This is a genomic window from Paraburkholderia sp. BR10937, assembly GCF_040965695.1.
Lineage (GTDB): Bacteria > Pseudomonadota > Gammaproteobacteria > Burkholderiales > Burkholderiaceae > Paraburkholderia.
The window spans coordinates 43,644-63,133 of sequence record NZ_JBFRCL010000052.1; the positions used below are offsets into that span (position 1 = coordinate 43,644).

General features: G+C 65.7%; 20 protein-coding genes. 10 read left to right on the forward strand and 10 right to left on the reverse strand.

Going from position 1 to position 19,490, the window contains the following annotated elements; translation table 11 throughout:
• Positions 1-72: 72 nt before the first annotated feature.
• The 6 genes from AB4Y44_RS32295 to AB4Y44_RS32320 form a co-directional block, all read right to left on the reverse strand.
• Complete coding sequence (locus AB4Y44_RS32295; protein ID WP_342921040.1) at positions 73-1,626, reverse strand: 2-isopropylmalate synthase; 1,554 nt, start codon at positions 1,624-1,626, stop codon at positions 73-75.
• A gap of 313 nt (positions 1,627-1,939) precedes the next feature.
• Positions 1,940-2,815 (reverse strand): CDP-diacylglycerol--serine O-phosphatidyltransferase, encoded by an 876-nt coding sequence (gene pssA, locus AB4Y44_RS32300; RefSeq protein WP_042271776.1) that lies wholly within the window; start codon positions 2,813-2,815, stop codon positions 1,940-1,942.
• 12 nt (positions 2,816-2,827) lie between these two features.
• The gene (locus AB4Y44_RS32305) at positions 2,828-3,481 is read right to left on the reverse strand and encodes a phosphatidylserine decarboxylase (protein WP_028205688.1); all 654 of its coding nucleotides are present in this window, start codon (positions 3,479-3,481) and stop codon (positions 2,828-2,830) included.
• A gap of 147 nt (positions 3,482-3,628) precedes the next feature.
• A complete protein-coding gene (gene ilvC / locus AB4Y44_RS32310) occupies positions 3,629-4,645 on the reverse strand; it encodes a ketol-acid reductoisomerase (RefSeq protein WP_028205689.1) in 1,017 nt (338 codons plus the stop codon).
• A 115-nt stretch (positions 4,646-4,760) separates the two neighbouring features.
• Positions 4,761-5,252, reverse strand: a complete 492-nt coding sequence (ilvN, locus tag AB4Y44_RS32315; protein ID WP_027795483.1) for an acetolactate synthase small subunit — start codon at positions 5,250-5,252, stop codon at positions 4,761-4,763.
• Positions 5,253-5,379: 127 nt separating this feature from the next.
• Positions 5,380-7,155: an acetolactate synthase 3 catalytic subunit gene (locus tag AB4Y44_RS32320; protein WP_342921087.1), complete on the reverse strand. Its 1,776-nt coding sequence runs from the start codon at positions 7,153-7,155 to the stop codon at positions 5,380-5,382.
• A 398-nt stretch (positions 7,156-7,553) separates the two neighbouring features.
• Between AB4Y44_RS32320 and AB4Y44_RS32325 the strand changes: the two genes are divergently transcribed.
• The 10 genes from AB4Y44_RS32325 (at position 7,554) to AB4Y44_RS32370 (ending at position 15,429) form a co-directional block, all read left to right on the forward strand.
• Positions 7,554-8,117, forward strand: a complete 564-nt coding sequence (locus tag AB4Y44_RS32325) for an RNA polymerase sigma factor (protein ID WP_069265288.1) — start codon at positions 7,554-7,556, stop codon at positions 8,115-8,117.
• Complete coding sequence (locus AB4Y44_RS32330) at positions 8,114-8,542, forward strand: DUF3619 family protein (protein WP_028205693.1); 429 nt, start codon at positions 8,114-8,116, stop codon at positions 8,540-8,542. Before AB4Y44_RS32325 ends, AB4Y44_RS32330 begins: the two co-directional genes overlap by 4 nt.
• A gap of 26 nt (positions 8,543-8,568) precedes the next feature.
• Positions 8,569-9,396, forward strand: coding sequence for a DUF3106 domain-containing protein (locus AB4Y44_RS32335; protein WP_342921039.1), 828 nt, complete (start codon positions 8,569-8,571; stop codon positions 9,394-9,396).
• A 130-nt stretch (positions 9,397-9,526) separates the two neighbouring features.
• A complete protein-coding gene (locus AB4Y44_RS32340; RefSeq protein ID WP_368701822.1) occupies positions 9,527-10,075 on the forward strand; it encodes an RDD family protein in 549 nt (182 codons plus the stop codon).
• A gap of 142 nt (positions 10,076-10,217) precedes the next feature.
• On the forward strand, positions 10,218-11,177 hold the full coding sequence (locus AB4Y44_RS32345) for a UDP-2,3-diacylglucosamine diphosphatase (RefSeq protein WP_342921037.1): 960 nt from the start codon (positions 10,218-10,220) through the stop codon (positions 11,175-11,177).
• Between the two features lie 70 nt (positions 11,178-11,247).
• On the forward strand, positions 11,248-12,279 hold the full coding sequence (locus AB4Y44_RS32350; RefSeq protein ID WP_342921036.1) for a glycosyltransferase family 1 protein: 1,032 nt from the start codon (positions 11,248-11,250) through the stop codon (positions 12,277-12,279).
• A 116-nt stretch (positions 12,280-12,395) separates the two neighbouring features.
• Positions 12,396-13,094 carry a diacylglycerol kinase gene (locus tag AB4Y44_RS32355; protein ID WP_368701823.1) on the forward strand — a complete coding sequence of 233 codons (699 nt, stop codon included), beginning with the start codon at positions 12,396-12,398 and terminating at the stop codon, positions 13,092-13,094.
• A 194-nt stretch (positions 13,095-13,288) separates the two neighbouring features.
• Entirely contained in the window at positions 13,289-14,011 is a 723-nt protein-coding gene (locus AB4Y44_RS32360; RefSeq protein WP_342921035.1) for a TetR/AcrR family transcriptional regulator, read from the forward strand.
• Positions 14,012-14,024: 13 nt separating this feature from the next.
• The gene (locus tag AB4Y44_RS32365) at positions 14,025-14,609 is read left to right on the forward strand and encodes a TIGR00730 family Rossman fold protein (protein ID WP_368701824.1); all 585 of its coding nucleotides are present in this window, start codon (positions 14,025-14,027) and stop codon (positions 14,607-14,609) included.
• Positions 14,610-14,682: 73 nt separating this feature from the next.
• A complete protein-coding gene (locus AB4Y44_RS32370) occupies positions 14,683-15,429 on the forward strand; it encodes an SDR family oxidoreductase (RefSeq protein ID WP_368701825.1) in 747 nt (248 codons plus the stop codon).
• Between the two features lie 20 nt (positions 15,430-15,449).
• Here the strand turns inward: AB4Y44_RS32370 and AB4Y44_RS32375 are convergent, their stop codons facing one another.
• From AB4Y44_RS32375 to AB4Y44_RS32390, 4 genes are all read right to left on the reverse strand, one after another.
• Positions 15,450-16,037 carry a DUF924 family protein gene (locus AB4Y44_RS32375; protein WP_368701826.1) on the reverse strand — a complete coding sequence of 196 codons (588 nt, stop codon included), beginning with the start codon at positions 16,035-16,037 and terminating at the stop codon, positions 15,450-15,452.
• On the reverse strand, positions 16,034-16,771 hold the full coding sequence (locus AB4Y44_RS32380; protein WP_342921031.1) for an alanyl-tRNA editing protein: 738 nt from the start codon (positions 16,769-16,771) through the stop codon (positions 16,034-16,036). Before AB4Y44_RS32380 ends, AB4Y44_RS32375 begins: the two co-directional genes overlap by 4 nt.
• A 171-nt stretch (positions 16,772-16,942) precedes the next feature.
• A complete protein-coding gene (locus tag AB4Y44_RS32385) occupies positions 16,943-17,353 on the reverse strand; it encodes a group II truncated hemoglobin (protein ID WP_368701827.1) in 411 nt (136 codons plus the stop codon).
• A 96-nt stretch (positions 17,354-17,449) separates the two neighbouring features.
• Positions 17,450-19,490: ABC transporter permease (locus tag AB4Y44_RS32390; protein ID WP_368701828.1), on the reverse strand; the 2,041-nt coding region annotated here is incomplete at its 5' end.

Here is a 19,490-nt window from a genome sequence, read left to right on the forward strand (position 1 = left end):
AACCCCCGCGCTTTTGCAAGCCGGGGGCTTTTCATTGGCTGTGCGATGCGAGGCAAGATGCCTCGCCACCGCTTACACCGCTTCGGAGCGCTGCGGATTGACCTTGTCGCCCGAGTAGAGCTTGTTGAGCGCCGAGATATACGCCTTCGCCGACGCGGCGACGATATCCGGATCCGTGCCCACGCCATTGACGATGCGGCCGGCCTTCGAGAGACGCACCGTCACTTCGCCCTGCGCCTGGGTGCCCGTCGTGATCGCGTTCACCGAGTACAGCAAGAGCTCCGAGCCGCTGCCCACTTCGGTTTCGATCGCGTTGAGCGTGGCGTCCACCGGGCCGTTGCCCGCGGCTTCGCCGGTCACTTCCTTGCCGTCGGCCGAGAACACGACGCGCGCGTGCGGACGCTCACCCGTTTCCGAGTGCTGCGCGAGCGAGATGAACTTGAAGTGCTCCTGATCCTGCGCCTGCGCCGACTCTTCCGTGACGATCGCGATGATGTCTTCGTCGAAGATTTCGGCCTTGCGGTCGGCCAGTTCCTTGAAGCGCGCGAACGCGTTGTTCAGTTCGCCTTCGCTGTCGAGCTGGATGCCAAGTTCCTGGAGACGCTGCTTGAACGCGTTGCGGCCCGACAGCTTGCCGAGCACGATCTTGTTCGCGCTCCAGCCCACATCTTCCGCGCGCATGATCTCGTAGGTGTCGCGCGCCTTGAGCACGCCGTCCTGGTGGATGCCCGAGGCGTGCGCGAAGGCGTTGGCGCCGACCACGGCCTTGTTCGGCTGCACGACGAAACCGGTGATCTGCGACACGAGCTTCGAAGCCGGCACGATCTGCGTGGTGTCGATGCCGAGATCGAGTCCGAAGTAGTCCTTGCGGGTCTTCACGGCCATCACGATTTCTTCGAGCGAGGTGTTGCCGGCGCGCTCGCCGAGACCGTTGATCGTGCACTCCACCTGGCGCGCGCCGCCGATCTGCACGCCTGCCAGCGAGTTCGCCACGGCCATGCCGAGGTCGTTGTGGCAGTGCACCGAGAACACGGCCTTGTCCGAGTTCGGAATGCGCTCGCGCAGCGTCTTCACGAGGTTGCCGTACAGCTCGGGAATGCCGTAGCCGACCGTATCGGCGATATTGATCGTGGTCGCGCCTTCGTTGATCACGGCTTCGAGCACGCGGCACAGGAAGTCCATGTCCGAGCGGCTGCCGTCTTCGGGCGAGAACTCCACGTCGTTCGTGAACTTGCGCGCGAAGCGCACCGCGAGCTTCGCCTGCTCGAGCACCTGCTCGGGCGACATGCGCAGCTTCTTCTCCATGTGCAGCGCCGAAGTGGCGATGAACGTGTGGATGCGGAAGTGGTCGGCGGGCTTGAGCGCGTCGGCGGCGCGCTGGATGTCCTTGTCGTTCGCACGGGCGAGCGAGCAGATCGTGCTGTCCTTCACCATGCCGGCGATCGTGTGGATCGCGTCGAAGTCGCCGTTCGAGCTGGCTGCGAAGCCGGCTTCGATGATGTCGACCTTCATGCGCTCGAGCTGCTTCGCGATGCGGATTTTCTCTTCCTTCGTCATCGACGCACCGGGCGACTGCTCGCCGTCACGCAACGTCGTATCGAAGATGATGAGCTTGTCTGCTGCCATTTCGGGTCTCCAGGGGGACTTGTTCAGTGTCTGAAACGGATTTTGGGTGTTCGCGCCACCGATGGCGACGCTGACAATGAACGAGGCTTACGGAGGGCGAGCGAGATCAGCGCGGCAGGCGCGCTAGCGCTAGCGTGCTTAGTCGCGCGCCGGCTTGAAGGGAGAAGAGGGGGAACTGGATGGTGTCCATGCCGCCGACTATAGCCTGAATCCGCCGATAGCGCAATTGGAAGAGACCAGCCCCGATGTGCGCAAAAAGAAAACGGGCCGCGCTCGCGCGCAGCCCTCCTTGCGGCACTCCGGCACCCGCGACCTACCGCTCGCGCGGCGACGAACGCGCCGGGTTCGAGCGTCCGCGCACGGCCTGGTACGCCCAGAACACGTAGCCCGAGAGGCCGTAGAGCACGAACAGGCCGAACAGCATCAGCGGCGGATCGGACGACACCAGCACGAACGCCACCACCACGAGCAGCGTGGCCGCGAACGGCACGCGATGGCGCACGTCGAGCGCCTTGCCGCTGTAGAACGGCGCATTGGACACCATCGTCACGCCGGCGTAGATCGTCAGCACGAAGGCCACCCACGGCAGCCACGAGAGCTTCACGGGCACGCGGTTGTCGGTAGCGAGCCAGACGAAGCCGGCGATGAGCGCGGCCGCGGCCGGGCTCGGCAGGCCCTGGAAGAAGCGCTTGTCCACCACGCCGATGTTCGTGTTGAAGCGCGCTAGACGCAGCGCCGCGCCCGAACAGTAGACGAATGCCGCAAGCCAGCCCCAGCGCCCGAGATCCTTGAGCACCCACTCGTACATCACGAGCGCGGGCGCCACGCCGAACGACACCATGTCCGAAAGGCTGTCGAACTGCTCGCCGAACGCGCTTTGCGAGTGCGTCATGCGCGCTACGCGCCCGTCCATGCCGTCGAGCACCATCGCCACGAAAATGGCGATGGCCGCCACCTCGAAACGCACGTTCATGGCCTGCACGACCGCGAAGAAGCCGCAGAAGAGCGCCGCCGTGGTGAACGCGTTGGGCAGCAGGTAGATGCCGCGCTTCTTCAGGAACTCCTGGCGCGCCGCGCGCCGGTTCGCGGCGACGCCCATGGGCTCCTGCACGGCCTTGTTGCGCCGGAACGGCCGAGGCAGCGGCGCGCCGGCAGGGTTACGGGGTCGACGCTGTTTGAATCCGGCCATCGCAGCCCTCCTTTATGCCGATTGGGTCGGCAGTTCGGCGAGGATCGTCGACGAGGCGGACACCTTCTCGCCAATCGACACACGCGGGCGGCTGCCCACGGGCAGGTAGACGTCGACGCGCGAGCCGAAGCGGATGAAGCCATAGCGCTGGCCGCGCGAGAGCGGCTCACCGGCACGCACGTAGCAAAGAATGCGGCGCGCGATGAGGCCCGCGATCTGCACCGAGGTGACGGTCGTGCCGTCGGCCATCGTCAGGACCACGGCGTTGCGCTCGTTCTCGGTCGAAGCCTTGTCGATGGCGGCGTTCAGGTACGCGCCCGGGAAGTACTCGACCTTGGCGACGGCGCCGTCCACGGGCGAACGCTGCGAGTGCACGTTGAAAACGTTCATGAACACGCTGATCTTGAGCGCTTCACGGTTTGCATACGGGTCGTGCGCGGTTTCCACGGCGACGATGCGGCCGTCGGCCGGGCACAGCACGGCGTTGGCCTGGCTCGGGATCGGGCGCGGCGGATCGCGGAAAAACTGGACGACGAAGATCAGGATCAGCCAGAAGGGCCATGCGAGTCCGAAGCCTGCGACCGCATGGATCAAGAGCGCCACGACGGCCGCAATGGCGATGAACGGCCAGCCTTCGCGCGCGATGATCGGATGAGGGTAATTCATGGTGGCTTCGCTGTTATTTTAAAAACCGTAGGATAGCAAAAGCCGCCCAGGGTTCATCCCACCTGGGCGGCTTTTTCGGGTCTGACTCAGGTCAAACTGATCAGTGCTGGCATAAAACCGTACACGCGATCAGATTGAGCCGTCAGATTAGTTCTTCGACTGGTCGACGAGCTTGTTCGCGGCGATCCACGGCATCATCGCGCGCAGCTTCGCACCGACCACTTCGATCTGGTGCTCGGCGCCGAGACGGCGGCGCGATTGCAGCGTCGGTGCGCCGGCCTTGTTTTCCAGGATGAAGCTCTTGGCGTATTCGCCGGTCTGGATGTCCTTCAGGACTTCCTTCATGACCTTCTTCGTCTCGGCCGTAATGACGCGCGGGCCCGTCACGTACTCGCCGTACTCGGCGTTGTTCGAGATCGAGTAGTTCATGTTGGCGATGCCGCCTTCATAGATCAGGTCGACGATCAGCTTCAGTTCGTGCAGGCACTCGAAGTAAGCCATTTCCGGCGCGTAGCCCGCTTCGACCAGCGTTTCGAAGCCAGCCTTGATCAGGTCGACCGTGCCGCCGCACAGCACGGCTTGTTCGCCGAACAGGTCGGTTTCGGTTTCTTCGCGGAAGTTCGTTTCGATGATGCCGGCACGGCCGCCGCCGTTCGCTGCTGCGTACGACAGGGCGATGTCACGCGCTGCGCCCGACTTGTCCTGGTGGACAGCGATCAGGTGGGGCACGCCGCCGCCTTGCGAGTAGGTGCCGCGAACCGTGTGGCCCGGCGCCTTCGGGGCGATCATGATGACGTCCAGATCCGCGCGCGGGATCACCTGGCCGTAGTGCACGTTGAAGCCGTGGGCGAACGCGAGCGCTGCGCCGTTCTTGATGTTCGCGTGGACTTCCTTCGCGTAGACATCGGCGATCTGCTCGTCGGGCAGGAGCATCATGACGACGTCGGCGTTCTTCACCGCTTCGGCCACTTCCTTGACCTGCAGGCCGGCGTTCTCAGCCTTGCTCCACGATGCGCCGTTCTTGCGCAGACCGACCGTGACGTTCACGCCGCTGTCCTTCAGGTTCAGCGCGTGTGCGTGGCCTTGCGAGCCGTAACCGATGATCGTGACCTGCTTGCCCTTGATGAGGGAGAGATCGGCGTCCTTGTCGTAGAAAACTTTCATGTTGGTTCCTTGGCGAGAGTCTGGTGAATTTCGGTACTGCTATTAGCTTTTGCTGCACCGGATGCGATTAAGGACGCATCCGGTCAAGTCCGGTGCAAGATCGACTGGGGTCGGGTCACACCTTCAGAATGCGCTCTCCGCGCCCAATGCCCGAGCCGCCCGTACGGACGGTTTCGAGAATCGCGGTCGCATCGATCGCTTCGATGAACGCGTCGAGCTTGTCGCTCGCGCCCGTCAGTTCGATCGTGTAGGTCTTTTCGGTGACGTCGATGATACGGCCGCGGAAAATATCCGCCATCCGCTTCATCTCCTCACGTTCCTTGCCGACCGCCCTTACCTTGATCAGCATCAGTTCGCGCTCGATGTGGGCGCCCTCGGTAAGGTCGACCACTTTCACCACCTCGATCAGGCGGTTCAGATGCTTCGTGATCTGTTCGATCACGTCGTCCGAGCCAATGGAAACGATGGTCATGCGCGACAGCGAACGGTCTTCGGTCGGCGCCACCGTCAAGGTTTCAATGTTGTAGCCGCGTGCCGAGAAGAGGCCGACCACGCGCGAGAGCGCGCCCGGCTCGTTTTCCAGCAGAACGGAAATAATGTGTCTCATGATGTGATCCGCGATTTATCCAGTTTTCGCATTTGGCAGATGCGGCTGCCGCCCTTCCCCGCGAACCCGCGCGCCCCTTGTGTGGACGCGCGCCGCGCGAGGTCGAAACGGCGCCGTGCAAATACCGTTACAGGTCTTCCGAGCCGAGCAGCATCTCGGTGATGCCCTTGCCGGCCTGTACCATCGGCCAGACGTTTTCGGAAGGGTCGGTCTGGAAATCGAGGAACACCGTGCGGTCCTTCAAACGCAGCGCTTCCTTGAGCGCCGGCTCGACGTCCGCGGTCTTTTCGATCCGCATGCCGACGTGGCCGTACGCTTCGGCGAGCTTCACGAAGTCAGGCAGCGCATCCATATAGGAATGCGAATAGCGCTTGCTGTATTCGATCTGCTGCCATTGGCGGACCATGCCGAGGTAGCGGTTGTTCAGCGAAATGATCTTCACGGGCGTGTCGTACTGCTTGCAGGTCGACAGCTCCTGAATGCACATCTGAATCGAGCCTTCGCCCGTGATGCACAGCACGTCGTCGTCCGGGTGCGCCATCTTCACGCCCATCGCCGCCGGCAGGCCGAAGCCCATCGTGCCGAGGCCACCGGAGTTGATCCAGCGGCGCGGCTGGTTGAAGCGGTAGAACTGCGCAGCCCACATCTGGTGCTGACCCACGTCCGAGCACACGAACGCGTTGCCGCCCGTGAGCTCCCACGCCTTCTCCACCACGTACTGCGGCTTGATGATCTCGCTCGAACGGTCGAACTTCAGGCAGTTCTTCTCGCGCCAGCTTTCGATGTCCTTCCACCAGTCGGCGAGCGCGGCCGTATCCGGGCCGTGATCGGCGTGCTGAAGCTGCTCGATGAGCTCCTTGAGCACTTCCTTCACGTCGCCGACGATGGGGATATCGACCTTCACGCGCTTCGAGATGGACGACGGATCGATGTCGATGTGGATGATCTTGCGCGGACGAGAGGCGAAGTGCGCGGGGTCGCCGATCACACGGTCATCGAAGCGCGCGCCGATCGCGATCAGCACGTCGCAGTGCTGCATCGCCATGTTGGCTTCGTAGGTGCCGTGCATGCCGAGCATGCCGAGGAACTTGCGGTCGCTCGCGCGGTAGCCGCCCAGACCCATCAGCGTGTTCGTGACCGGGTAGCCGAGCAGGTCGGCGAACTGGTTCAGTTCGCGCGACGCATCCGCGAGGATGATGCCGCCGCCGGTGTAGATATACGGACGCTTGGCCGAGAGGAGCAGCGACACCGCCTTGCGGATCTGCCCCGAGTGGCCCTTGGTGACCGGGTTGTACGAACGCAGCGCAACGTTTTTGATCGGTTCATACGTGCACGGCGTCTTCGACACGTCCTTCGGAATGTCGATCAGCACGGGGCCGGGACGGCCGGTGCGCGCAATGTAAAAAGCTTTCTTGACGGTGGCGGCGAGATCGCGCACGTCCTTCACGAGGAAGTTGTGCTTCACGCAGGGACGCGTGATGCCGACCGTGTCGCACTCCTGAAAGGCGTCTTGACCAATCGCGGCGGTAGGCACCTGGCCGCTGATGATCACCATCGGGATCGAGTCCATGTAGGCTGTCGCGATGCCCGTCACCGCATTGGTGACGCCAGGTCCCGAGGTCACGAGACACACGCCGACGTTGCCGGTCGAACGCGCATAGGCGTCGGCCGCGTGCACGGCTGCCTGTTCGTGGCGCACGAGAACGTGCTGAATCTTGTCCTGCTTGTACAGCTCGTCGTAAATGTAGAGCACCGAGCCGCCGGGATAGCCCCAGATGAATTCGACCTGCTCGTCCGCGAGCGCCTTCATCAGCACGGTTCCGCCGATGGAGGTATGAGCTTGAGGGTCAGATTCTTGCGAAGGGGGGACCGACGTGGAGAATTCCGCGCTGGGCATGTTCATCATTGACCTTTCGAATTTTCGGCAAAAAATTGATCGGGTGCTCTCTGCCGGGCTTGTGGCTCGGGTTCAAGCGGCGCGTCCAGTTGACAGATGAGCTTCTTGGGCCACATCCGAATTGAGACAAGTCACTTATGTTGCGAACCGTCGAAGATAGCGGCTCGATGCCTTTCGGTCAAGCAAATCTTGACAACGCGGGCACGAACGTTGCGACAGCGCGCACGCCTCGCGGCGCCGGCCAAGAGCCGGCAGAGCAGCCACCAGGGCGGGTGCATCCATGATGCGAAGCATTCTCACGGCCTTCCCGCTACCCTGTTGGCGTGAAAATTTGCTAGGATCCGCGAGTTTTACGACATTTTTCGAACGATTACGCGTACGCTGGCGGCGGCGCCCTGCAACGGATGGCATCAGACAAGGAACTCGCCGACTTTCTGGCGGGCGTCGAAAGACGCGCGTTCAAGCAGACGGTCTACGCCGTAAGGGACGACGACGCCTCGCTCGACATCGTGCAGGACGCGATGATCAAGCTCGCGGAAAAATACGGAGACCGCCCGGCCGCAGAACTCCCCCTGCTCTTTCAGCGTATTTTGCAAAATACGATGCACGACTATTTTCGTCGGCAGAAAGTACGCAATACGTGGGTGAGCCTGTTTTCGTCGCTCGGCAACGCCGACGACGAGGAGTTCGACCCCCTCGAGACCTTCGAGGCCGAGCAGGGCACGGCTGGCGCCGAGAGCAGCGAGCAGCAGATCGAGCGCGCGCAGGTGCTCCAGATGATCGACGACGAAATCCAGAAATTACCGGCACGTCAACGGGAGGCGTTTCTGATGCGTTACTGGGAGGATATGGATGTCGCCGAGACTGCCGCCGCAATGGGCTGCTCCGAAGGCAGCGTGAAAACGCACTGCTCTCGGGCCACCCACACGCTGGCTCAAGCGCTCAAGGCCAAAGGAATCACCCTATGAGCTCCGCCCTCGAAAATAAAGAACTGGCGTTCGTGCGGGAAATGCGTCGCGCGCTCGACGAGAGCGCCGCCAACCTGCCCGCTGCTACCACCGCCCGACTCGCCGCCGCACGCAAGACCGCACTCGCCCAGAAAAAGGCCGAGGTCGTGCTCGTGCGCGCCCCGGCGCTCGCCGCGGCCGGCGTCGGCAGTCTGTCCGGCGCGCCCACGCACCGGCCTGCGCGGCGCCGTTCAGCACTCGCACGCTTCGCGCTCGCCTGGCCGCTCGCGGCACTCGTGGCGGGCCTCTTTGCCATCGCGTACTTCGAAGATCAGCAACGCACCGCTGAACTCGCCGATATCGACGCGGCCATGCTGAGCGACGACCTGCCGCTCACGGCCTACCTCGATCACGGGTTCAATGCGTATCTGACGCGCGCGCACTAAGGAAATCTGAGCAGGAGACTGACGGGGTGAGTTACAAGCGCGGCCTGGCCGTTGTCATTGGATGTGTGGTCGCGGCAGTGGTGTCGTATGTGGCGACCTACCCGCGCTTTCATCCCGAGCCCACCGGCGAAAACACCGCTGGCGCGCCCGCGCAGGCGAAAGCGCCTCCGGTCGATAATTCGATCACGACCACCTTTGCGCCGCTGCCCGGCCAGTCCAATCCGCTCGCGTGGGCGCATCTGAGCGATGCGCAGCACGCCGCGCTCGCGCCGTTCGCCGTCGAATGGGACCGCTTCAGCGACGAGCGCAAGCGCAAATGGCTGAAGATCGCCGCCCGTTACCCGAAAATGTCGCCCGAAGCCCAGAAGCGCCTGCATGAGCGCATGGCGGAATGGGTCGGCATGACGCCGGAGCAACGGCGTGTCGCGCGCGAAAACTACCAGGTGTCCAAGGAATTGCCGGCGCAGGCGCGCCAGCGCGCCTGGAAGGCTTACCAGCAGCTCCCCGAAGAGCAGAAAGAACGCCTTGCCGCGAGCGAGCACAAGCGCCGGCCCACCGTCGTGAGCGCCCCGCCCAGCGGCAACAAGAGCGAGATTCGCGATATCCAGCGCCTCGTCAACGAGCGCGATCACCGCGGCCTGCCGCATGCGCCCGCAGGCGTCACCGGGGCATCGGGCGCGGCTGGCGCGAGCAGCACCGGCTCGGGTCTCGCACCCGCCTCGCCTGGCGCGCCGAGCGAGCCGGCCGTGGCTTCGTCGTTTGCGGCGGGCATTCCCGCCGCCGGCAGCTTCGTGCCGGCCACGCCCATCCCTGTCTCGCCCGCCGAAGCCCCCGCGGCGTTCAAGGGCTCCTGAAGCCTCTACCAAGGCGCTCGCAGCCCCATCGCGCGCACCCTCGTTAACCCCGCCGCGGCGTTGCGGTCGTTTCGCCGCGCGCGTGTTCGAGGTTATGCTTGGGACGTCCCGTCCCCGAACTGACGCCATCGTGTCCGAAAGCGCCCAAGCCGCCACCCTGCCGTCCGCCGCCGTGTTCACGGTTGAACCTGCGCCCGTTTCGATTCGCCGCCGCCTCGCCGCGTTCATCTACGAAAGCGTGCTGCTGTTCGGCGTCGTCTTCGCCGCCGGGCTCGCGTTCAGCCTCGTCCTGCAGCAGCGCAATGGCTACACGCATCACAACGCGATGGCGGTCTGGATCATCTTCGTGGCGGGCGCGTACTTCGTCGGGTTCTGGCACAAGGGCGGGCAGACGCTGCCGATGAAGACCTGGCGCCTGCGTGTCGTCGGCCCGGACGGCCAGCCGCCCACGCTCGCGCGAGCGACGCTGCGCTACCTCGCCGCGTGGCTCTGGTTCCTGCCGCCGCTCGTGCTGCATCCGCTGCTCGATCTTTCGATTCCGCACACGCTTGCGCTCGTTGCCTGCTGGTTCGTGATCTGGGCCGCGAGCGCCCGCTTCTCCCACGACCGCCAGTTCCTTCACGACCGCATAGCGGGCACGTGCATTGTCGCAATCGCGCCACAGGGCGCGAAGGCGTAGCCGCCGTACGACATCCCCCATCGCGCCGGAAAAGCGGCTGCACGGTACCCCTGGGACTGCGTAACGAGACCTTCTCGTGACTGTCATGTTGCCGTCACGGCGGCATGGCGCAATGCGCGTATTACAACCTGCCGCGCGCGCCATGGCCCAAAAGACGTCAGCGACCACCCTGTTCCGGCAGACCACCGGACGAGGCACCGACTCCGCCACGTTCCACCCCTCTCCCGGCGGAGCCACCTTTCCCGTCCCGCCCCTGCCGCCCTCGTCGATCGACGACGCCCTCACCACCGGCTCCCACGACGACGACCATCCCGATCCCACCCGCTACCGCACGATCTGGCTCTCCGATATCCATCTCGGCACGGGCGGCTGTCAGGCGTCGTATCTGCTCGATTTTCTGCGCCACAACGAGTCGGAGTATCTGTACCTCGTGGGCGACATCATCGACGGCTGGCAGTTGAAGAAAGGCTGGTACTGGCCGCAGGCGCACAACGACGTCGTGCAAAAGGTGCTGCGCAAGGCGCGCAAGGGCACCCAGGTCGTCTACATCCCGGGCAACCACGACGAGAGCGCACGCCAGTTCTGCAATCTCGCGTTCGGCGACATCCACGTGCGCGAGGAAGCCTTTCACACGACGCTCACCGGCAAACGCCTGTGGGTCGTGCACGGCGATCTCTTCGACGGCGTGATCCAGCACGCCAAGTGGCTCGCCTATCTCGGCGACTCGGCCTACACGCTGATCCTCCTGCTCAACCGCTGGTTCAACCGCGTGCGCGCGAAGCTCGGCTTCCAGTACTGGTCGCTCTCGCAGTACCTCAAGCATCAGGTCAAGAACGCGGTGAACTTCATCTCCTCGTTCGAGCGCGTGATGACCGACGAAGCGCGCCGCCGCGGCTGCGACGGCGTGGTCTGCGGCCACATCCACAAGGCCGAGATCCGCGACATCGACGGCATCCTGTACTGCAACGACGGCGACTGGGTGGAGAGCCTGTCCGCGCTCGTCGAGACGTTCGAGGGCGAGTTGCGCATCGTCTACTGGACCGTGAAGCGCGCGCCGGAAGCGCAGGTCTCGACGCGCAAGGCGCGCGTGAGCGCCGCCTGATTGTCGACTGATACCGCTACGCAGCAGCAGCCATAACCGCACTACCGAACGACGAGAGGGCCGACGACCGATGAAAGTAATGATCGTGACCGATGCATGGGAGCCGCAGGTCAACGGCGTAGTTCGAACGCTGAAGAACACGACGCGCGAACTCATCGCGCTCGGGCATCAGGTGGAACTGCTCACGCCGCTGGAGTTCCGCACGATACCGTGCCCCACCTACCCGGAAATCAAGCTCTCGCTGTTTCCGAAGCGGCATCTGAAGGAACGCATCAGCGCGTTCGGGCCCGATGCGATCCACATCGCGACCGAAGGTCCGCTCGGACTCGCCGCGCGCCGCTATGCAATCGACCACGACCTGCCGTTCACGACCGCGTATCACACGCGCTTTCCCGAGTACGTGCAGGCGCGCTTCGGCATTCCGCTCGCGGCGACCTACCGCTTCCTGCGCTGGTTCCACAAGCCTTCCCTGGCGGTGATGGCGCCCACGCCCGTCGTGAAGACCGACCTCGAGAAGTTCGGCTTCACGAACGTCGTGCTGTGGACGCGCGGCGTGGACCTCGACATCTTCCGGCCGATGGATTCCAAGGTGCTCAACACGGCGCGTCCCATCTTCCTGTATGTGGGACGCGTAGCCGTGGAGAAGAACGTCGAGGCGTTTCTCAAGCTCGATCTACCCGGCTCGAAATGGGTGTGCGGCGAAGGCCCGGCGCTCGCCGAGCTGAAGTCGCGCTATCCCCAGGCGAATTACCTGGGTGTCCTGAGCCAGCCCGAACTCGCGAAGGTCTACGCCGCCGCCGACGTATTCGTGTTCCCGAGTCGCACCGACACCTTCGGTCTCGTGCTGCTCGAAGCGCTCGCATGCGGTACGCCCGTGGCCGCCTACCCGGTGACGGGCCCGATCGACGTGCTGGGCACGGGCGGCGCGGGTTCGATGAACGAAGACCTGCGCGAAGCGTGCCTCGAAGCGTTGAAGATCGACCGCGCCGAGGCGCGCGCCTGGGCCGAGCGCTTCTCGTGGCGCGCGGCCTCCGAGCAGTTCGCGGCGCATCTCAAGCCGCGCTCGCGCGCGACGATGGAGCCGTCCAGCGCCGCTGCCTGAGCGCGGGGCCGGCTATGGTGCGCGCTTCGATTGTCCGCGAGCGCGCCGGGGACACGGACGGCCCCGGCGCAACCGCCTCGCACGCGTGCGATACTGGGGTACTACCTGGCACCACCATGACGCCACGTCCTCCGTTACCGCCGCATAGCGCCCAAGGCGCACGCAGTTCCAATGCGCCAGCCAGCCAGCGTGCCGGCGGCTCTACGCGCGCCGCCGAAGCGCTCGATCCGCGCGCGAGCGCTTCCGCCGCTGCCGCATCTGGCGTTGCGCCGCCAGCCGCACCGGCATCGGCGAGCGAGCCCGCCAAGCCCACCGGGGCCGCTGCGCCACGCGCGGCCGCACCGGAACCGCCCGAGCCGCCGCATCTGCACGAACCCCTCGGCCCCGACGATCCGCTCGCCCCACTGCCCTTCAACCCCTACAAGGGCAACCGCGGCATCACCCGCGCCTGGAAAGCGCTCAAGTACTCGATCAAGGGCTTTCGCGCCGCCATCCGCGAGGAAAGCGCGTTTCGCCAGGAACTCACGCTCTCCGCTATCCTCGTGCCGATCGGCGTGTTCATTCCGGTCGAGCCCGTCGAGCGCGTACTGCTGCTCGGCTCGGTGATCCTCGTGCTGATCGTCGAGCTGCTCAATTCGAGCATCGAGAACGCGGTGGACCGCATCGGCCTCGAGCGCAACGAACTCTCGGGCCGCGCCAAGGACCTCGGCAGCGCGGCGGTCACGCTCGCCTTGCTGCTCTGCGTCCTGACCTGGGGGCTGATTCTCGTACCCCGTTTCGGCCCGCTGCTGCTGCACGGAATCGGCGTACTCTAGCGCCCCACGCTCCCGGTTCGCGGGGGCCTCGCCACGCTTCCCCGCTCCTGACAGGCGCAAGCTGTCGGTGTGCGCGGGCCGTCGGTTTATAATCGAACGACAGTCTTATAACGACCAACCGCGTCCGGGCCGCGCGCACCGCAACATACGAGCGGGCGCCTGAGCCCGGCACTGCATTTTCAGGGCCGGACGACATGGATGCCAAACCTCCCCGCCGTACACGCGAACGGATTCTCGAGCTGTCGCTGAAGCTGTTCAACGAGATCGGCGAGCCGAACGTCACCACGACGACCATCGCCGAGGAAATGGAGATCAGTCCAGGCAACCTGTACTACCACTTCCGCAACAAAGACGACATCATCAACAGCATCTTCAGCCAGTTCGAGCAGGAGATCGAAAAGCGTCTGCGCTTCCCCGAGGACCATCGCGCCACCATCGACGAGATGTGGGCGTACCTGCAGTACATGGTCGACTTCACGTGGCGCTACCGCTTTCTCTATCGCGACCTGAACGACCTGCTCGCGCGCAACCGCACGCTGGAGATGCACTTCAAGCAGATCATCAGCCACAAGGTGCATTTCGCGAAGCAGTTCTGCGAGCAGCTCGTTGAAGACGGCGACATGGTCGCCACGCCCGCCGAGATCGACGTGATCTCGACCAATATCGGCGTGATCGCCACCTACTGGCTCTCGTACCAGTTCGTGATGAATCCGCGCAAGTACAACGACCAGGAAGCGATTCGCGACGAGCTGCACCAGGTCAGCGTGCAGATCGTCTCGCTGATGGCGCCGTATCTGCGCGGCCGCGCGCGCGAGCTGTTCGACGATCTCGTCTCGGGCAAGCTCGCCAAGCGCGAGTTCTACGACTACCTGCCGCCGCGCGAAGGCGCGGGCGCCCCCAGGGACAACCGCGAATAAAGGCCAAAGCCGAATGAAAGCAGTCTGCGTATATTGCGGCTCCTCGCCGGGAGCCAATCCGGTTTACACCGAAGCCGCACAGGCATTCGGCCGCGCGCTCGTCGCCTCGAACCTCGCGCTCGTCTATGGCGGCGGCAAGGTCGGCCTGATGGGCGTGATCGCCGACACCGTGATGGCGGGCGGCGGCCGCGCCATCGGCGTGATCCCCAAGCTGCTGGTGGACAAGGAAGTGGGCCACGTGGGCCTCACCGAGCTGCACGTCGTGCCCGACATGCACCACCGCAAGAAGATGATGGCCGACCTCTCCGACGCCTTCGTCGCGATGCCGGGCGGCGCGGGCACGCTCGAAGAGCTGTTCGAGGTCTATACGTGGGCGCAGCTCGGCTATCACCGCAAGCCGGTGGGCGTGCTGAACATCGGCGGCTTCTACGATCCGCTCATGGCGCTGCTCGATCACACGGTGCGCGAAGGCTTCATGCGCCAGACCTACCGCGACATGCTGCAAACCGACGGCGATCCCGCGGCGCTGATCGCCAGGCTTCAGCGTTACCACGCGCCCGAGAAGGACAAGTGGGCGGACTTGCGCGAGAACGTCTGACAGCCGCCGCGCGCCGGTCGCCCGACGATCCGCAGTCCCCACGCGCAGTTACCTCCATGACGAGTACATCGCGATGAGCAAGGTTGTCCTGATCACCGGCGCGAGCCGCGGCATAGGCCGCGCGACGGCGCGTCTGCTTGGCGCACACGGCTGGACCGTGGGCGTCAACTATCTGCACAACGAACCGGCCGCCGACGAAACCGCCGCCGAAGTGGGCCGCGCAGGCGGCCGCGCGCGCGTGCTGCGCGGCGACGTCGCGAACGAGGCGGACGTCGTCGCGATGTTCGACGCGCTCGAATCGGCCTATGGCCGCATCGACGCGCTCGTGAACAACGCGGGCATCGTGGCGCCCGGCAGCCAGGTCGCCGACATGAGCGCCGAGCGTCTGAAGCGCATGTTCGACGTGAACGTGTACGGCGCATTTCTGTGCGCACGCGAAGCGGCGCGGCGCATGTCGAAGGATCGCGGCGGCGACGGCGGCTCGATTGTCAATGTCTCTTCGGCCGCCGCGCGGCTCGGCTCGCCCAACGAATATGTGGACTACGCGTCGTCGAAAGGCGCGGTCGACACGATGACGATCGGGCTCGCCAAGGAACTCGGCCCGCAGGGCGTGCGCGTGAACGCGGTGCGCCCCGGCCTCATCGACACCGAAATCCACGCGAGCGGCGGCCGGCCCGATCGCGCGGCCGTGCTCGGCGCGCACACGCCGCTCGGCCGGCCCGGCAGCGCCGACGAAGTCGCACAAACGATCGTGTGGCTGCTCAGCGACGCCGCCTCGTATGTCACAGGCGCCCTGCTCGACGTGAGCGGCGGACGCTGAGCCCGCGCGCCGGGACCCGGCTAGAACGACGAACCCCGCTCGCGCAAGAACGCGGCTTCTTCGTCGGTGGAAACGCGGCCCAGTTGCGCGTTGCGATGCGGGTAGCGCCCAAAGCGCTCGATGATCTGCGCGTGGCGCACCGCGTAGTCGTAGTAGCCCTTGCCCTCGGGATCTTTCGCCAGCTCGCCGAACAGACGCAGCGATTCGCGCTGCGCTTCGGCGCTTTCGGCGTGTTCGAACGGCAGATACGCGAAGGAGCGATGCTGCAGCGTGGGCAGGCGCTGATCCGCGCCGCTCGCCACCATCATGCGCGCGATGCCGAGCGCCTTGTCGTCAGCGGAGAATGCGCGCGGCGTGTCGCGATGGCAGTTGCGCGAGAACTGGTCGAGCACGATCAGAAGCGCGAGCGCGCCTTCGGGCGTCTCGCACCATGCGTCGAGTTCGCCCGCACACGCGGCGTCGAGCAGCGCGCCGAAGCGTTCGCGCAGCGTTGCATCGAACGCGGCGTTCTTGAGGAACCACATCTTGCGCTCGCGGCCGAATTCCGCCGAACCCGGCGCGCCGAACCAGAAGTCGAGCACCTCGCGCGCACGCGCGTCGAGAGTCATGACGCCAGTTCCAGCACGAGCCGCCGCGTGCGCGCGCTCTTCTTCTCGAGCTTCGCCACGCGCAGCGCGCCGATCTCCTGCGTGTTGCGCACGTGCGTGCCGCCGCAGGGCTGCAAATCGACGTTATCGATACGCAAGAGGCGCACACGTCCCAGACCCATCGGTGGCTTCACGCTCATCGTGCGCACGAGTTCGGGCCGTTGCGCCATTTCCTCGTCGGTGATCCATTCGGTCGCCACCGCGTGCGCGCCCGACACGAGCTCGGCGAGCCGCGCCTCGACCATCTCGCGCTCGATCGGCTCGACGGTCGCGAAATCGAGGCGCGCATAGTCGGTCGTGATGCTGCAGCCGTCCACGGGATACGGCAGCACCGCGCACATCAAATGGCTCGCCGTATGCAGGCGCATGTGCCGGTGACGGCGCGCCCAGTCGATCTCGGCGCGCACGCGCTCGCCCGCGGCGAGATGCGCGAGCAGCGAGTCCTGGCCGGGCGCGGGCACGTGGAGCGCGTCGTCGGGCGTCGCGCCTTCGAACTTCGCCTTGCGCGTGTCGGCGATCTCGATGCGCGTGCCGTCGGCGAGCACTAGCGCGCCGGCGTCGCCGGCCTGGCCGCCGCCGAGCGGATAGAACACGGTCTGGTCGAGCCTCACGCCGTCTTCGCCAACGGCAAGCACGGTCGCTTCGCACTGCGTGAGATAGGCGTCTTCGCGAAAGAGCGCGCGGGTGGTCGTCATCGTGGGTGTCTCCTTGTTTTGCGTACGGCGGGCCGCGTGAAGCCGGCCGCCCGCCAAAGGCCCATTATGGCCGCGAGGCGAAACGCCCCGCCGGACGGCCGCGATGCGTGAGCGCCTGACTGTACCGGCCCGCGGACCGGAACAATCCAGCTCAGTGACACGGGCAGTCGATCAGCCCGGATGATTGCGCATCCAGTCGGCGGTATCGAAGAACGAGTGCAGCAGGCGTTCGCGCAGCGGCTCCGCCAGGCCCACGTCTTCCATCGCCCAGGCCATGCAGCGCAGCCACTGGTCGCGCTCCGACGAGGCGATCGCGAACGGCAAATGGCGCGCGCGCAGGCGCGGATGGCCGAAGCGTTCGATGTAGTGGTCCGGGCCGCCAAGCCAGCCGCAGAGGAACCAGAACAGCTTGTCGCGCGAACCGTCGAGCGTCTGCGGATGCATCGCGCGGATGCCCGCGAAATCGGCCTCGAGGTCCATCAGGTCATAGAAACGGGCGACGAGTTCGCGCACGCGCGCCTCGCCGCCGACGAGTTCGAAGGCCGTGGGTTTCTGTGGCGCTTCGTCGGCTGGATCGGTCATACGGTTGAATCAGGAAAAAAGAGGGACGGCAGCGCACTGCCGTAGACCGATGATTTTCGCACAGCGGCGCGTGGCGGGTGGCCGCGGGTTGCTGCACTACGCGTCGCGCAGCGACTGGAGCGCCGGCCGCGCGAGCACGTGCCGCAAGCTGATCCAGCCGCCCACGCCTGCGCACACCACGCCCGCCGCGATGCCGGCCGGCAAGAGCCACGGATCGAACGGCAGATAGAAGAGAAACACGTGCGTGGCGAGCACCGAGCCCACCGCCTGGGCGCCGAGCGCCGCCATCAGCCCCGCGAGCGCGCCCACGGAAATGAATTCGGCCACCTGCACCGCGCGCACCTGCTGGTGCGATGCCCCCAGCGCGCGCAACAGCGCCGACTCGCGCATGCGTTCGTCGCGCGTGCCCGCGAGCGCCGCGTAGAGCACCAGCACGCCGGCGGCGAGTGTGAAGAGAAAGAGGAACTGCACCGCGCCGATCACCTGCTCCAGCACGCGCTCGATCTGCGCGAGAATCGGCGCGATGTCGATCGCGGTGACGTTGGGATAGCGCGCCACGAGACCGTCCACGACCTGGCGCTGTCCGGGCGGCAGATGAAAGCTCGTGATGTACGTCGCCGGAAAATCGCGCAGCAGCTCGGGCGGCATCAGCACGAAGAAGTTGACCTTGAACGATCCCCAGTCGAGTTTGCGTACGCTCGTCACGGGCGCCGTGACCTCCAGGCCCGTCACGTCGAATTTGAGCACGTCGCCGGGCTTTACGTTGATGAGCTTCGCGAGTCCCTGCTCGATCGACAGCTGCGGCGTGGCCGAATCGCCATACCAGCTGCCGGCCTCGATGCGATTGTCGTCGGGCAGCTTCGTCGTGTACGAGAGATTGAACTCGCGATCGACGAGCCGGCGCGCATCCTCGCTCTGGTACGAGTCGGGATTCACGGGCTTGCCGTTGATCGAGATGAGGCGCCCGCGCACCATCGGCTGGAGATCGCTTTCGGCAGCCCCGGCGATGCCATGCGCGCGCAGCCACGCGGCCACGGCGTCGCGCTGATCCGGCTGAATGTCGATGAGGAACTCGTTGGGCGCGTCGGGCGGCGTGGACTTGCGCCAGCCTTCGACGAGGTCGTTGCGCGTCATCGCGATCAGCAGCAGGCACATGAGGCCGATGGCGAGCGCCGTGATCTGCAGCGCGCTCGCGCCCGGCCGCCGTTCGAGCGACGCCAGGGCATAGCGCCAACCCACGCCCGCGCGCGCCTGGCCGGAGAGACGCCCGCTGCGCGCCACGCGCGCCGCGCACCAGAGCGCCGCGCGCGCCACGCTGGCGAACACGAGCAGCCCGATCGCGAAACCGCCGGCGACGATGCCGCCAAGTTTCAACTCTCCCGCCGCGATCACGAGCAGCCCTGCGAACAGCGCAATGCCGACGCCATAGGCCGCCCACGCGGCGCGTCCTTCGTCGCCCCACTCGCGGCGCAGCACGCGCACCGGCGGCACGCGCGTGAGCGGCAGGAGCGGCGGCAGCGCGAAGCCGAGCAGCAGCACGAGGCCCGCGGCGATGCCTTCGAGCACGGGCAACGGGCCGGGCTGCGGCAGCACGACGTCGATGAGATTGCCGAGCCACGCCAGCAGCGCGAGATGCCCTGCATAGCCGAGCGCCACGCCCGCCGCGCCACCTAAGAGTCCGAGCCCCGCGAACTCCAGCACGAACAGCGTGCGCAACGTACGCTGGCTCGCGCCGAGGCAGCGCATCGCGGCGCAGGCGTCGAGATGGCGGCGCGTGTAGCGATGCGCTGCCATGGCGATCGCCACCGCTGCGAGCAGCGCCGTCAAGAGCGACACGAGCGTGAGGAAGTGGCGCGCGCGGTCGAGCGTCTGGCGCACCTGAGGCTGGCCGTCCTGGAGCGATTCGAGCGCGACGCCGCGCATCTTGCCGCCATCCACGCGCGCACGCGCCCACGACGCGAACTGCGCGACGGCCGGATCGGCGCCCGCCACGAGCAGGCGGTAGGTCACGCGGCTGCCATAGCCGAGCAGACCGGTCGACGCGACTTCGTCGGCGCGCATCATGAGGCGCGGCGAGAAGTTCACGAACGAAAAGCCGCGGTCGAGTTCTTTCGTGATGAGCGCGTTCACGGTGAAG